This window comes from Flavobacteriales bacterium, assembly GCA_020635855.1.
Taxonomy (GTDB): Bacteria; Bacteroidota; Bacteroidia; order JACJYZ01; family JACJYZ01; genus JACJYZ01.
In genome coordinates this window covers 863,730-879,162 of record JACJYZ010000002.1, presented here as the reverse complement: position 1 = coordinate 879,162, position 15,433 = coordinate 863,730, and the positions used below count along the sequence as shown (strand labels likewise).

At 47.3% G+C, this 15,433-nt stretch carries 11 protein-coding genes; 2 read left to right on the top strand and 9 right to left on the bottom strand.

Annotated features, from left to right (window positions below):
* Window positions 1-239 precede the first annotated feature (239 nt).
* Window positions 240-1,157 (top strand): NAD(P)-dependent oxidoreductase, encoded by a 918-nt coding sequence (locus H6585_03645; GenBank protein ID MCB9447422.1) that lies wholly within the window; start codon window positions 240-242, stop codon window positions 1,155-1,157.
* 2 nt (window positions 1,158-1,159) lie between these two features.
* Entirely contained in the window at window positions 1,160-2,260 is a 1,101-nt protein-coding gene (locus H6585_03640; GenBank protein MCB9447421.1) for a DUF1972 domain-containing protein, read from the top strand.
* Between the two features lie 36 nt (window positions 2,261-2,296).
* On the opposite strand, the gene H6585_03635 is transcribed toward H6585_03640, so the two are convergent.
* The 9 genes from H6585_03635 to H6585_03595 form a co-directional block, all read right to left on the bottom strand.
* Window positions 2,297-3,007: an acyltransferase gene (locus H6585_03635; GenBank protein MCB9447420.1), complete on the bottom strand. Its 711-nt coding sequence runs from the start codon at window positions 3,005-3,007 to the stop codon at window positions 2,297-2,299.
* Window positions 2,997-4,196 carry a glycosyltransferase family 4 protein gene (locus tag H6585_03630; protein MCB9447419.1) on the bottom strand — a complete coding sequence of 400 codons (1,200 nt, stop codon included), beginning with the start codon at window positions 4,194-4,196 and terminating at the stop codon, window positions 2,997-2,999. The genes H6585_03635 and H6585_03630 overlap by 11 nt, the downstream gene beginning before the upstream one ends.
* Window positions 4,177-5,412, bottom strand: a complete 1,236-nt coding sequence (locus H6585_03625) for an oligosaccharide flippase family protein (GenBank protein ID MCB9447418.1) — start codon at window positions 5,410-5,412, stop codon at window positions 4,177-4,179. The genes H6585_03630 and H6585_03625 overlap by 20 nt, the downstream gene beginning before the upstream one ends.
* A gap of 63 nt (window positions 5,413-5,475) precedes the next feature.
* Entirely contained in the window at window positions 5,476-6,738 is a 1,263-nt protein-coding gene (locus H6585_03620) for an oligosaccharide repeat unit polymerase (protein ID MCB9447417.1), read from the bottom strand.
* A complete protein-coding gene (locus H6585_03615) occupies window positions 6,732-7,529 on the bottom strand; it encodes a glycosyltransferase family 4 protein (GenBank protein ID MCB9447416.1) in 798 nt (265 codons plus the stop codon). Before H6585_03615 ends, H6585_03620 begins: the two co-directional genes overlap by 7 nt.
* A 324-nt stretch (window positions 7,530-7,853) precedes the next feature.
* Entirely contained in the window at window positions 7,854-9,044 is a 1,191-nt protein-coding gene (gene wecC / locus H6585_03610) for a UDP-N-acetyl-D-mannosamine dehydrogenase (protein MCB9447415.1), read from the bottom strand.
* A gap of 31 nt (window positions 9,045-9,075) precedes the next feature.
* Window positions 9,076-10,218 (bottom strand): UDP-N-acetylglucosamine 2-epimerase (non-hydrolyzing), encoded by a 1,143-nt coding sequence (gene wecB, locus H6585_03605; GenBank protein MCB9447414.1) that lies wholly within the window; start codon window positions 10,216-10,218, stop codon window positions 9,076-9,078.
* Window positions 10,219-10,280: 62 nt separating this feature from the next.
* Window positions 10,281-11,249 (bottom strand): type IX secretion system membrane protein PorP/SprF, encoded by a 969-nt coding sequence (locus H6585_03600; protein ID MCB9447413.1) that lies wholly within the window; start codon window positions 11,247-11,249, stop codon window positions 10,281-10,283.
* A gap of 2 nt (window positions 11,250-11,251) precedes the next feature.
* Window positions 11,252-15,433: a gliding motility-associated C-terminal domain-containing protein gene (locus tag H6585_03595; GenBank protein MCB9447412.1), complete on the bottom strand. Its 4,182-nt coding sequence runs from the start codon at window positions 15,431-15,433 to the stop codon at window positions 11,252-11,254.

Sequence of the window (15,433 nt, the reverse complement as noted above, 5' to 3'; positions counted from 1 at the left end):
AAAGTTAATAAACGTTACTTATCTATTGGCTATAAAAATCGTACCAAAAACTGTTTATGCATCAAAGTAATTTTGCAACAAGGCCACAATTCCATTATGTTCGACTGTGACTTTAATATTAAAAAGAATAGTATTTTCGCAGTTAAATGTGATTGAGCCCAGGTGGGCAAGTATTGTAGAACATAAGCTGTACACGCTGTTAGTCCTCAAGGATTCGGTACCGGCAAATTCAGGAAAACATGAAAATATCATCATCTACCAAGGTTTACATTGCAGGTTGCGGAGGCATGTTGGGGCAGGCGGTATACAAGCAATTCTCCGCACATGCTAATGTCAAGGCCACAGACATCGACCTAAACGAGTCATGGCTTGAAAAAGCAGATGTGAGATCCTACACGGAAATACGTGATTCAATTTTATCCTTTCAGCCGGATCTGATTATCAACCTGGCGGCACTCACAGATCTTGAATTTTGTGAACTCAACCAGGAAAATGCTTGGCTAACCAACGCACTTGGCGCCGAGAATTGCGCTCTGGTTGCCCGGGAAATGAATGTTCCTCATGTATACATAAGCACTGCGGGCATTTTTGATGGTCAGCAGGAATACTACAACGATTTTGACACACCTAATCCACTTGGGATATATGCAAAATCAAAGTACTACGGAGAACGGTTTGTAGAAAAGACCTTGTCAAGGTATTACATTTTCCGTGCTGGCTGGATGATGGGTGGTGGAGAGAAGAAAGACAAGAAATTTATTTACAAAATCTTCAAGCAGTTGAAAGCCGGACAAAAGGAACTATTCGTGGTTGAAGACAAACTCGGCACGCCCACATATACAAAGAGCTTTGCAAATGGCATTTTTGAGATTGTACAAACTGGTCAATACGGTTTGTATAACCAAGTATGCAATGGTGATTGCAGCAGGTATGATGTTGCCTTGGAGTTTGTAAAGCTGCTCGGGCTGGAAAATGACATCACTGTTACCAAGGTGAGTTCCGACCATTTCAAAGAAGATTATTTTGCTCCCAGGCCGGCATCAGAAAAGCTAATCAACATGAAACTGAATGCCCGCAACCTCAACTTCATGCCCTCATGGCAAGAAGCGCTGGCAGAGTATGCAAAGGAGTTCTCTTCTATTCAGCAGAAGGCATAACATTGAAGATAGCTGTTCTTGGCATTCGTGGCCTCCCTGCTAACTATGGAGGTTTTGAGACCTGTACAGATCACATATCAAAACACTGGACGGAACAGGGTCATGATGTATTGGTGTTTTGCCGGAAAAACCGCTACAAAACACGTCCCAAGCATTATGGCGGGGTCAAGTTGTGTTATGTTGCCTCAATCAATGCCAAAAGCTTAGACACCATATCACATACATTTCTTTCTGCGATCAGATTGATATTCTTTTACCCGGGCTTCAAATATGTTCACCTGTACAATACAGGAAATGCGCTTATCATACCATTATTAAGGTGGGCGGGAAAAAAGGTGATCATTTCCGTTGATGGCATAGAATGGAAACGGGAAAAATGGGGATGGGCAGGAAAAACCATGCACAAACTGGGTGAAATAGTAGCCAGGAAATACGCACACAAGATCATTACAGACAATCAGGTTGTATCACAATATTATTTAGACCATCGCCAGGTAAATACGGTCATGATCCCTTACGGAGCAAAGATCACGACCAGGAAACCCTTGCTTTCGGAGGAAATACTGGAAAAGTTCCAACTCCAGGCTAACGGGTATTTTCTATTCGTTGGGCGCCTTGTTCCTGAAAAGGGTGTTCACCATCTGATTGCTTCCTACAAAAAACTGAAGACAGAATTTCCACTGGTTATTATTGGAGATGACCAACACACAGATTACAGAAATCAATTGTTTTCAGAAGCATCCGATCGTATTCGGTTTCTTGGTTATCTCTACGGCGATGAATACGAACAATTATTGGTAAACGCACTCATATACGTATCGGCAAGCGAAATGGAAGGAACTTCACCCTCATTGCTTGCAGCAATGGGCGGACATGTATGTGCATTGGTAAATGGTATTGAAGAAAACCGCGCCACAGCCGGGGACAGTGTTTACTACTTTGAGAAAAATAATTACGAAGACCTTACAACCAGGTGGCAAACCATTGCGAATGATCCAAAGCGGATTTCAGAAATGGCAAAAACCGGGTATGCATACGTGCAAACACACTACAACTGGCAATCAATCGCCAACAGGTACCTGGAAGTATTTGAAAGCTTATAAAACAAGCTTATCCTGGTCCATGCAGTGCATCAAGGATCATACATCCTTCCGGTTTTTGAGTACTTTGGCCGGTACACCACCCACCACTGAATAAGGTGGTACATCTTTGTTAACTACTGCCCCTGCAGCAATTACACTGCCTTTACCAATCGTAACACCCGCCAATATTTTTGCGCCTGCACCGATCCACACATCTTCCTCTATTATTGTTTCCATTCGTTCTACGCCCTGCTCTTTGATTGGAATTTCGGTGCTGTCGAAATTGTGATTTTCGGAAAACACAGAGACAAAAGGACCGAAAATGACATTGTTGCCTATTCGAATCTGCCCTCTCACACCAATGAAACAATGGTGGTTAATCCCAACATTGTCACCTATCACCAAACCTTGTCCAACATTTCGCAACACACCTGTACATTCGATCATTGCAAATTCACCGAGTGTGAAATTATCGCCAATACGTACCCCGTCCACCGACAACGCCTGAATTTTCGCATACCTCCTCAGGTTTAGATTTCTGCCGCAACTTATTTTAGAGGCGAATTGCACTTGTACACCTCTTTGCATGAACACAAACCCTTTGGACCTTCGAAGAAAGGGTTTTACAAACAGTGTCCCTCTGATCAAAGACACCAAACGTTCAAAGAAAATAATTACCATTTCCCTGACTGAAAACTGGTAAGATACCTGGTAAGACTCACCTTTTACCTTAGAAACAATTTTTTGGAGAAAGTGGCTATTTCCCATAAGTGGTCTGGTAAAGTTGTGTAACGTCTCTCATGTGGCACTGCTTGGAATAGTGCTGATTGAATCGCTCTCTACATGCTGTGAAGAAACTCCTGTTTGTTAACTCATCGTCCATGGCTTTCCAATTCTGATGCGCATCCGGAGAATCAAAATTCAGCAAGTATCCGGTTTTCTCAGGATCAACCAACTCTTTGAAGCCACTGTGATCCGAACAGATAACCGGTGTGCCCACCGCATAGGATTCGATGACCGTCATCGGACAATTCTCATACCATTTTGCAGGCTGAACAACTGCTTTGGCTCCTGCTATCAATGTCAACAGTTCGTTTCCGTATTTGGGTCCAAGGTAGGTCACATACGCTGTATTTTTGATCCGATCCACCGATTCACCCTTCCCAACCACCAGCAATTTAAACTTCAATTTATTTGCCATTTCCTGAAATTCAACAATTCCTTTCTCAGGAGAGACCCTGCCATAGTACAAATAGTAATCCCGGTTATTGGAAGGAGACAAGATAAAATCAGACGGAAGCTGGTAGAAATTGGGAATGACCCGTATAGGCACATCCACACGTCTGCTAACCAGATCTGCTAAAAACTGACTGGGGGAAATAATGGCATCCAGGTAACGGTTGTAATAATTCAGCCCATGGTATAATGTTGACTCCAAAGCACCGAGCGTACTCTGAAAATAGGAATCATTGAAACACCTGTCTTTGATACAATTCACAAAACTTCCCTCTACACATTTTGTACAGGTTGCATCGCGTTGAAAGTTGTAAAGGCGATGATATGGACAAACCATCTGACTGTCATGAATGGTTTGCACTACCTTTATACCGCGCTTGTGCATTTCAGGAAGGATGCTGGCAGTGAGTTGGAAATTGTAGTTGTGAAGGTGAACAATATCAGGCCGGAACCGATCCAGTATTTTGGCCATTTTAGAACGGTTCTTGCCCGAGTATACCGTTGCAAATGATTTGCTGAACTTTTTCAGCAAACCCATACTCCCGTAGTCAATTTCCTCTGCAAACGTGCCGTATTTGTCTTCCACCAGCATGTCCGCGTGTTCCATCCCCCAATAAGCCACATCAAAACCCTCCTCGACAAGTGCCCGGCTCAAACTGAACATGTAAGATTCAGCACCGCCCACCTGGTGCATGTACTTGTTAACCTGCAGTATTTTCATAAACAGCTTTCATGTTTCCGGTCCCGAAAAACCTTTTGGCATTGCGCAGAATCAGTGCCAGATAAATCACGCCCAGAGCAGTTTCAAAAAAGACATAGCAAAATATGAATTGTGTGATACTGGCAGGATGCACCACAAGCAACATAATCACCTTTACGCACATTGCAGTGGCCAAGACAAATGCATTTTGCCGTGTTTTGTGCATATAGTTCAAGAGATATACGCCGGCCTCTGTCATGATATAGAATGGTAATCCCAACACCAGATACTGAAGAAACAAATGGGAATGCGCGTATTCCACCGGATAAATCACACCGAAAATGACCTTGGCAAAAAGGACCACAAACAATACAACTGCAATGGCATACACAGCAACCTGTAACACACTCCGACGGGCATCGTGCCATTGAGAAGTGACCGCCAATTTGAGCTTGCTGGAAACGAATGCTGTAAAGAACAGCTGAAGGGACAGGTATATATTAAACGCAGCCGAATAATACGCCACGGAAGTCGTATCCAGCATTCCATTCAGCAACACAACCTCCGAACGTTTAATTCCTACCAACGCAAAATAATACATAAGGTACCAGCGGGATGAAGTAAACACCTTCTTCACCTGAATAGAACTGAATCCTATGTCGAGAGGATATCTTGATTTGGCCAACCCATACAAGACGATGAATGCAAGAAAGGACACCAACAGTAAAGTCAACAACAACATCTCCAACCCGACCACAATGCCCCCTATCCAAATGATGCCAAGAACAATGATCCGAAACAACGGTTCTGCAACAATTGCCAAAGAATCGGTACGAATCTCCGTCTGCCCTCTTGCAATCATTTTCACAAACGCCACTGATCCGGTAAAAAAGATACTCCCGGTTGCAAGCATCACCAGGAAAAAGTAATCCGGTTTGAAAACGCCTATGATGGCGAAAAACAAAACCGCTGCAATCAACGAAAAGAAATTCTTGGTAGTGAACAAGCTTGGAAGCTCATCCAATTGGTTTCTGAGACTGTTATTAAACGCCAGACTGTTGATACCGCCATCCATCACAACGGATACCAGCAATACGATAGACAACACATAAGAATAGCGTCCGTAATCTTCAACCGACAAAATACGTGTCACCAGAATTACGCTGAGGAAAGCCATCATCCGTCCGGTCACCTCCAAAACTGGAATAACAGGTATACCAGGCAGGATATATGACATTCTGCGCTTCATATGCCATCCATCCGTTTAAAGTTACCCGCAAAACCCATCAGCATAAACATGTCATTCACTTTTTCTCAAGACCACTTTATACAACCATATGAAAACCAAACTGAACACAATGGCATAAGAATACAAGATTCCATTTCGGATCGAATAAGGAAAATACGCCATGAGGTAACAAAACATAATCAGTACGATTTCCCTATGGCTGTGCAAGACCCAGAAAAAATATTGATTTAACAACAAGCCGAGCAGAAACATTTCTATAATCAATCCCCAGAATCCAAAATCCACATAAATCTGCCCCAGAATGGTAGGTGTCATTCCTCCTCCTTCAAATTCAATTCCCAGTTTGTTTTTAAGAAACAGGCTCATATCCAACTGGTGTCCTGGCAGCAGTACCGCAAGTCCTCTCAAGTGCATCATGCCGTGTTCTCGCTCTTCATGTTCGGAGTAATACCGATAAACCGTGGTAAGGTTGTATTTCATCGCGACCAGTTCATTCAGAAAAGTGACCGTAATGGGCCTGTCAAACGACCCCGCATTTCTATATCTACCGAAATACGCAATGGATAAGATAAATACAACAGGAATCACAACACTTTTAATGGAGATCCTTCTCTTGAGTACCAGCAGGTAGACAAAAGATGGCACAAATACATAATAAAAGCTTGTCCTATTCGATTCGAGAACCATCAGAAATAACAACACCCCCCCCAGGAGAAAATTAAAACCTCTTATATGAAATGACTGCTTGAGCACATAGCGTTTGATAGAGGCTATACACAGCATGAGCAAAGCAATATTCGCATTGTACTTAATCACAAAGAACAGTGGGTTTACAGCTCCGGTATTCCCTACTGTTCTTGCTTCATTTATGTTTGCCTGGAGCAGTGGTATTCCGAAAAAGAGAAAATAGACAATCATGGAGATGACGCCCATTCCCAATGATATCGTTATGTAGTTGTTATATGCTTTGGGGATAAACCGAATGTTCATCTGCTGAGGAATATCTCTATTCAAAAAAACCGCCAACGGAACACCTACATTAAATGACAGAAATGCATACACAATGACCCACGACAACTCGTGATCATAAAAAAGGCCTGATATATCAGTCACGGAAAAAATCAGGTAGTATATGCTGTTAAAAACAAATACCGGACTGAACACAAAATTCTTTCTGAATGTCTTTTGTTGTATCCAGACACTGACAAAATATATGCTCCACAAAGCAATCAGTGGGTTGATACAATCTGGATTAAAAGTCCGGGCTGCGAGATACTCTACAACGAATGCAATAATGATCAGTATCCTCAGCATTGATTTGAAAGTTCTACAAATCCGGTGATCCAGTTAATATGATAAAACCGCGCTGCATCAGACGACCTCAATCGCTTTACAGGCTCCATCCGAAGAAGTGCCTCCTGAATCTCACCCAATGAAGAGAAAATACACTCAGGCGGCAGATAGTCCTCCTCCGTACCATCCGCATGTACGGTCAAGACAGGCAATCCAAACAACACAGACTGCAACACAGCAAGCCCTCCGTCTCCCGGAAGAACAAAAATATCCGCAGCAAAATAGTGAGGCTTCAGTTCTTCATATGCATACTTCGGGCCAAGCAACTTAACATGCCTGATTGAATTTTCCTCAACGTATTTGATTAAAGGTTCATATTCGCTACCTCCTCCCACAATATCCAACATGTAAGTACGCGTACCCGCCCTGTTCAATGCAGAAACCATATCAATCAACTCACGCACCATCTTTCTCTTCTCCACAACACCAACATACAACAACCGAATCTGTTGAGAATTGGTTTCCCTGGTATCTGCAACATGATTCACTTCTTCGCGAATACCCTCAAAATAGCTTGTATTGATTGCGTTCAGAAGGCAGTGGCAGTTTCCTGCGTGCATGTATTCCGACATGTAACGCCTACCCTTTTGAGAGTATGCAATCTGGGCATCCGTTAGCATAATCAATATGCCCATGACAAAATCTATTACCTTCCTTCTGGGTGTGCGAACCATTTGTGAGGAACCGGAATCCCACCAGATGATCTTTTTACCCAATAGCTTTGCCAAAGGAACAATGAACAGATTATTCAACACATTCGTGGTTCCTTCCAGCAACAACACATCATGTCTGAAAACCTGCAACAAAACGGCAGGATACAAAAAGACCGTGGTTGATCTTACATCTCCGGAATACCCCAACTTAAGGGCAGGAAGTACCTTTATGTTTACATTCCTGTATTCAACTTGCTGAGGACGGTACAACCGCAGCGTACCTTGTCCGTCTCCAGCGGAAGTAGCAATGGTTACTGAAGAAAAAAAAGGAGAAAGTTCTTTAAGAAGTTCATACCGGTATTTTGTCAGAACCCGTTGAACTATAAGCAATCGTTTGGCTTTCGTTTCAACCATTGCAGATATTCAAGCATGATTGAGTAAACCGCAAAAATCCAACACTTCAATACCCGGTTTGAGTCGTAACTGTGCAAAAATATCATGTTTAACCAAGGCTACAACCAAGTCGGCCTCCGACACAGCTGTCTCAAAAGGAACAATTTCAATACCCTCCACCTCGCGCACATGGGGTTCAACCACTTTAAGCACACAATTCTCTTTCATCAGCACCTTGACCACCGATACAGCCGGTGATTCCCTCAAGTCATCAATATTCGGTTTAAAAGCCAAACCCAAACATGCAATCACCGGTTTGCGTTTGTTTTTCAATTCAAATGCCAGGGACGCGTTTTTGATTTTCTCAATCACCCACTCGGTTTTGTAGTTATTAAGCTCACGTGCCTTCCGAATTATGACAGCCTCCTCAGGGAAGTCGTGTACAATGAACCACGGATCAACCGCAATACAATGACCGCCCACACCGGTACCAGGCTGAAGGATATTCACCCGTGGGTGACGATTTGCAAGACGAATCAATTCCCACACATCAATACCCGCTTTATCACAAATAATAGACAACTCATTGGCAAAGGCAATGGATACATCCCGCGAGGCATTTTCCACCAGTTTGCACATTTCAGCCGTACGGGCTTGCGATTGGTGCAATTGCCCTTTTACAAATTTCCCATAGAAGGCCGTTGCCAATTCTGTCGACTTCACGTCTAGCCCACCTATCACGCGATCATTGTTGCTCAACTCCTCTATCACGTTGCCTGGCAAAACTCGTTCGGGGCAATATGCAAAATATACTTTGCCCTTCAACTCAGGCCGGACCGCCTCAACCAATGCATTCATTTTTTCCGTTGTCCCAACCGGGCTGGTGGATTCTATAACAACCAACTGCCCTTCTGCCAAAACAGGCAATATCATTTTAACCGCCGACTCTACATACGCAAGATCAGGTTCATGATCATTTTTGAACGGCGTCGGAACCGCAATCAGGTATACAGGTGCCGAAACCGGCTCAAGAAATGCTTTGAGATAACCTCTTTCCACTCCATGTTTGACCAAACCGTCCAATGCCGGTTCCACAATATGTATCTCACCCCGGTTGATGGTACTAACCACATCCGGGTTCACATCCACCGCATGCACGTTCAGGTTTTTGGCTGCCATCAAGGCTGCTGTCGGTAGCCCAATATAGCCGAGCCCCATCATGACAACATCCGGTGTTGCCTTTCCATGTTTTTCAACCATTTTTCACTCGTATCATGTGTTCTATAAAAGCCCGAATCCGCTCACTGGCTTTGCCATCACCATATGGGTTGTGCAACTTAGCCATGCGTTCATAACGCATTTTGTCTTGCAACAAACTCCTGGCTTCATCTACAATCTTGTTCTTGTCCGTGCCCACCAGAATCACAGTACCTGCTTCCACTGCTTCCGGTCTCTCGGTTGTCTCACGCATCACAAGCACAGGCTTACCCAAACTCGGAGCCTCTTCCTGCACGCCACCACTGTCTGTAATAATCAACCTTGATTTATCCATCAACCAAACAAATGCAGGATAAGACAAAGGTGAAATGAGGTGTACATTGGAAATTCCTTCCAGGTATTTGTAAACCGGGCCTTGCACATTCGGATTCAGGTGCACCGGGTAAATGATCTCCACTTCCTCGGTTTGAGCCAGCTCCCGCAGGGCCATACAAATGTTCTCAAATCCGGAACCGAAGTTCTCCCTGCGGTGGCCGGTCACCAATACCCAGTCTTTGCCTGCAGGCACCTTGTCACGCAGGTTAGAAATTTCGGGGTGATGGTACCCATCGGCATTCACAATGGTAACGCTTTCAAGCAATGCATCTATGACCGTATTGCCGGTGACCGTCAAAACAGCCTTATCCACACCTTCTTTTGTCAGATTATCTGCAGCGCGGGAAGTGGGAGCAAAATGATACGTTGCAAGTCTACCCGTTAAAACACGATTGGCTTCCTCCGGAAAAGGCGCCTGCATATCGTAGGTGCGCAAACCCGCTTCAACATGACCAACAGGCACATGATTATAGAATGCAGACAAAGTGGTGGCCATCGTCGTGGTCGTGTCACCATGAACGAGCACCAGATCTGGCTGGAAGTCATCCAACACAGGCTTTACTTCCTGCAGCACGGCCGCTGTCAATCCATGCAATCCCTGACCGGGCTTCATGATATCAAGATCGTATTCGGGAGTTATTTCGAAGAATTCCAACACCTGATCAAGCATTTCCCGGTGCTGGGCAGTCACACATACCCTCACATCCAATGCGGTACCGTGTAACTTTAGTTCGCGTATAACCGGTGCCATTTTAATGGCTTCCGGCCTTGTACCGAAAACAAACAATACCTTACTTTTCATCGGGAGTCAAAGATACTCATTCCCCCGATCCCGCAAAACATTATCAGCTTAGGGAAACCGGGCTAATTGACGTGAACCCGGTTCAACTTATATCTGCGTTTCAGGGGCCCGTCTCCGCTCTTGTAAGCGAGACTGTATGCCAGCGTAATCTCATGCGATCCGCTGTTGGATGACCTTAATGAGGAATACAGGAAATCATAAGAGTAAATCACCTTGAAGTGTTCCTTGATAACCGCACCGGCCAGCAACACCACCGCATCACCCGTCCGGTAAGAAATGCCGGCATAGATCTTTTCATCAAACAACAGGTTCGTGTTCACATGCACCTGCACAGGGTTGGCCTTGACCGCATGAACCAATAACGAAGGCTCCACTTTGAGTTTACCCCGCGTATCTATCTCATATCCGGCCATCAAGTAGTAGTGATTCTCCAGCGGGATGGATGCCGGGAGCGGTTTGCCATTAAAAAACTGCAACCGCCCTTCCAGCAGGTGCAGGGCTGAAATACCCACATGCAGCTTGTCATTGTAGAGATACATCCCGAAGTTGGCATCAGGGGTGATGTCTTTGTCTCGTGTATTCAGGTCTATCAACTGGTCGGTGGCGTCATACAGTTCCATTTGCCTTCCGTCTACACTGTACTGAAGCAATCCGCCCGACAGGCCCATGACCAGGTTCACTTCTCCAAGCTGAAGATGGTAAGCATACGCCAGGTTCAACCCGATCCGGTGAAAAGGCCCGGCAGCATCATTGAACATATAACCTCCCACACCCATCTTTCCATTGGGTAACACACCGTGCCCGCTAAGCACCTGCGTTACCGGCGCATCTTCAAAGCCCACCCACTGGCTGCGATGGTTCAGTTGAATATTGATAAAAGGGTCTGAACCGGCAACGGCAGGATTCAGCAACACACGATTAAACATGTAATGACTGAACACCGGCAACTGCTGTCCACGACCCATAAACGGCAAAGCAAGCAGCAACAATGCCCCAATCCATACACCCGGTTTCATGCCACCTTGTCTCATGGTCATCTGATTATGGTCAGTATTCCTTTAATCACATCCGATCCGTCACCGAGATCCAGCATGTAGTAATAAGGTGCAGCCGGCAGATCTTTCCCATCGATCATCCCGCCGAAATCATTCCGATAAGATGTGAATGTCTGAAGTAGGTTCCCATTCCGGTTGTAAAGACGAATCACAGCCGCCGGGTACCGATCGAGGTTGGTAATAATCCATGTATCATTCGACCCGTCCTGGTTGGGAGTGATGGTATTGGGAATATGCAGTTTTACATCTTCCGATATACACAACTGATGAACAGAGGTATCCGTACATCCCATGCTGCTGCAGGCAATCATCGATACATCAAAACAACCGGTATCCTGAAATACATGGGTGGGATTGAAAGCGCTTGACGTAGAGTTATCATCAGCAAAATACCATGTACATGCCGTACCGCCGGAAGTTACATCCGTAAACTGCACTTCCTGTCCGGCAGAAATATCGGTCGGCGAGTAATTGAATTCCGCCACCGGATTCGAATAAACACGTATCATATCCGCATAGGTTAGTGAATCCGAGCAGCCGCTTGAACCATTGGTCACAACAAGTGTAACATCATAGTTTCCGGGAGACGTATAGTTGTGAGCAGGGCTGTTCTGTGACGATGTGGAACCATCTCCGAAATCCCATGCATACAGGGTTCCACCGTTCGAGAAATTACTGAACTGAACATACAGGCTTCCGCAACCGGATGCAGTATCATTGAAGTTTACCGTAGGTTTGGCACCGAGGGTCACACCTTTTTGAATGGAATCCGAACATCCCACGGAATCCGTTGCCACAAGCTTCACCAGGTATGTACCCGACCCTGCAAACAGGTACACCGGGTCCTGCAGGTTGCTGGTACCGGTACCGGCAAAAGTCCATTTCCATCCGGTGATGCTACCGCCCACGCTGTTGGACAGGTCGGTGAAACGGATCGAATCACCCGTGCATCCACCGGTGTTAGAGAAGTTCACATTGGGTCCGGGGTTGATGTTCACCTCCATGCTATCCGTAGCTGCGCACCCATACGTATCCGTCACGGTCACGTAATAGGTCATATCGCCGGAAGGACTTGCTTTCGGATTGGATACACCCACCTGGCTCAATCCGCCCGAAGGTCCCCATACATAATCAATTCCACCCGTCGCCTGCAGTTGAACAGAATCACCGGCACACATGAGCTGATTGGTGCCCGCATCAGCCGGCGGTGGAGTTCTCAACGATACCAACACGGAATCATAACCCGTGCAACCGGCGGTATCGGTAACCTGCACGTAATAATAGGTAAGCGCAACCGGTGTGGCCACCGGATTAAAAATTGTGTCGTTGTTCAATGTGGATGCGGGCGTCCACTGGTAGCTGTTCCCGCCCGACGCCGATAGCTGAACGGAATCACCCGGACAGATGGCCGTATCCGCTGTTACGGTCACCGTCAGATTGGTACCGATGCTGACCACCACCGAATCACTGTCCTTGCAACCGAACGCATTCGTTACGGTCAGCCAGTACGTAGTAGTGGATGTGGGATTTGCGACCGGGTTGGCAATCGTTGCGTTGTTAAGCCCGGTTGACGGACTCCACAGGTACGTACCAGCACCGCTGCCATTCAATTGGGTGGCACTTCCCAGACACATGGTCACATCCGTTCCTGCTTCGGCACTGGGTACGGGATTAACAACAACAGCCACTGAATCGATAGCAGAACATCCTCCGGCACCGGTAACGGTGAGGTAATAGGTGGTGGTTGCAGATGGTCTTGCATAAGGCATGGCGATGTTCGGATCACTCAATCCTACAACCGGAGACCATGCATAGGTTCCGCCACCACTGCCATTCAGCTGTATGCTGTCACCCATACACAAGGTAGCGCCGGCACCTGCTTCAGCCAATGGTATGGGTGCAACGGCAATGGTAACAGAATCCAGGTGGCTGCATCCGCCGGACGTATCCTCCACCAGCACATAGTACTTAGTGGTAGATGTGGGCGTGGCCACCGGATTGAAAACGGTCGAATCACTTAGCGTGGCCGCCGGCGACCATGTGAACTTTGTACCCCCACCCGTGGCTGCCAACTGAACATTGCTTCCATCGCAAATCGTGGCATCAGCTGTTACCGATATGTTGAGGGACGACCCCACACTCACTTCCACCGAATCGGTTCCGGAACATCCGCCGCCATTGGTTACTGTCACATGATAAGTGGTGGTGGAAGAAGGATTGGCAATAGGGTTGGCGATGTTCGGATTGGAAAGACCCGTGGAAGGCGACCACACGTAAGTGACGCCACCTGATGCGTTAAGTTGTACGCTGCCACCGGAACAGATGGTCACGTTGCTGCCGGCATCCACAGACAGGGAAGCACCCACCGTAACAGTAACAGGAACCCTGAACGTACCCGGGCATGTACCCACATAAAGCGTTGTATCAGCGTTGAGGGGGCCTAATGCAAGCGGACTTCCCGTTGCCAGCAGATTGCCACCCACTTCCGCATCCCACCAGGTAACGGTAAGTCCGCCGGGGGCGGTGCCGACAATATTCGGTGCCAAATCAACTGAGCCGCCCAGGCACACCGTTGTATCATTGATCGCAAGGTCGAATCCTCCAATGGTGCCGTTTATGGTACCGGCATGGCCGGAAGTAGCACCATTCGGTGGGAACTCCGTAAGGGAAGTTGCATTCGTGGTGCCATTCTTTCCACCCGATGCCGTAACGGTCAACGCACCATTGGAAATGGCCACATGGCCACCACCACCACCACCACCAGGACCTTCTGCTTCGGTGTTTGAACCGGCGCTGGGTTTGTTGAACTGGGAACCTCCACTGCCGCCATTGGCCTGCACGGTAACGCCCGATGCGCTGCCCAACGTGTTGAGAATAACCGTTCCGCCTGCGCCACCACCACCTGCACCATCATTTCCTCCGGATGAAAAACCGGCACAACATGCATCCCCGCCTTTGACTCCGTTCGATATGATTTGTCCCGATCCGCTGATATCGCCATACACCATCGCAAAGATGACACCGCCTCCTTCACCGCCCACACCGCCGTCGCCATTGTTGCTGTCGCCCGCTCCACCGCCGCCGCCGAGAAAAAGTCTGCCTGAAGAATAATCGAGTGGTCTTCCTCCAAACCCACCCAAAGGCTTTCGGTTGTCTCCTGACCAGGCCGCCTGTTCAGGGCCCACCACAGTGGCATCGGCATTCAAATCGCTCCATGTGTATCCGCCTCTTCCACCTCCGGATGAAACGGACGTGTGAAAGCCGGCAGCTTCCAGTTCCCAAGCCTGGATCCATCCGGGTTGACTTGTATCCGGGTTGCCGGTTGACAGCCACGCAAGCGGATCTCCGCCATTGCCACCTCCACCACCGCCGGAGTTGTGGGAGTTACCTCCACCACCGCCGTTGGCCGGTGCACCACGTGAGTATCTACCTCCGATGGTTGCATCATAATACGCCTGGTATCCCCCGATCCCCTCACCCTTCTCTCCACCAAACTTGGGATCCAAATTCTTCACACCATAAAAACCCCAGTCGGTCTGGGTATCCAGTCTGCCTCCCCGGAAGCCAAGTCCGCTGGCATCCATGGTTCCGTTCACCACCAGGTCATTTTCCACTTCAATGATCACCAGTCCACCCGTCTGACCATCCCACGCCGGAGCTGTTACCTTTGAACCGCTGTTAATGGTAAGGTCTGCATAACGGGGCACCCGGATCACCTGCACATGTCCGCTATCGGCATAATCATGCTGCAATCCGCAATCCAGTTCGATGGTATTGGCATTGGGCACACCTAGTACCTGTGCGAATTCATACTGGCCGGATGAGACGTAGTTCAGTACCGCACCATAGGTGATGTCATTGGGAGCACCATCCAGGGTTGCTCCCTGCGCCTGATAAATGAACACCAGATCGCCGGTGGCCAGTGCAGCAGAGAACCGACCATTGGCGTTCAGCGCACTGTTGTTAACGGTGATGCCGGTGCTTCCGGCCGCAACATCTGCGGTGAGGTATGTGTATTCGTTAACGACGGTGGATGCGGCAGATAGGGTAACGCTTCCCGCCTTTCCCTTTTGAGCCGAAACGGTGGTACTTCCGGCCAGGATCGCCAGCGAAACCATGCACGCAAAACGACGACTACCGGCTCTGTACCTGATCTTCAT

What these genes read in the sequence shown, in the direction of transcription:
- H6585_03635 (MCB9447420.1), bottom strand. Translation starts at nt 3,007, where the DNA reads ATGGGAAATAGCCACTTTCTCCAAAAAATTGTTTCTAAGGTAAAAGGT.
- H6585_03645 (MCB9447422.1), top strand. Translation starts at nt 240, where the DNA reads ATGAAAATATCATCATCTACCAAGGTTTACATTGCAGGTTGCGGAGGC.
- H6585_03600 (MCB9447413.1), bottom strand. Translation starts at nt 11,249, where the DNA reads ATGAGACAAGGTGGCATGAAACCGGGTGTATGGATTGGGGCATTGTTG.
- H6585_03625 (MCB9447418.1), bottom strand. Translation starts at nt 5,412, where the DNA reads ATGTCATATATCCTGCCTGGTATACCTGTTATTCCAGTTTTGGAGGTG.
- H6585_03595 (MCB9447412.1), bottom strand. Translation starts at nt 15,433, where the DNA reads ATGAAGATCAGGTACAGAGCCGGTAGTCGTCGTTTTGCGTGCATGGTT.
- wecB (MCB9447414.1), bottom strand. Translation starts at nt 10,218, where the DNA reads ATGAAAAGTAAGGTATTGTTTGTTTTCGGTACAAGGCCGGAAGCCATT.
- H6585_03630 (MCB9447419.1), bottom strand. Translation starts at nt 4,196, where the DNA reads ATGAAAATACTGCAGGTTAACAAGTACATGCACCAGGTGGGCGGTGCT.
- H6585_03620 (MCB9447417.1), bottom strand. Translation starts at nt 6,738, where the DNA reads ATGCTGAGGATACTGATCATTATTGCATTCGTTGTAGAGTATCTCGCA.
- wecC (MCB9447415.1), bottom strand. Translation starts at nt 9,044, where the DNA reads ATGATGGGGCTCGGCTATATTGGGCTACCGACAGCAGCCTTGATGGCA.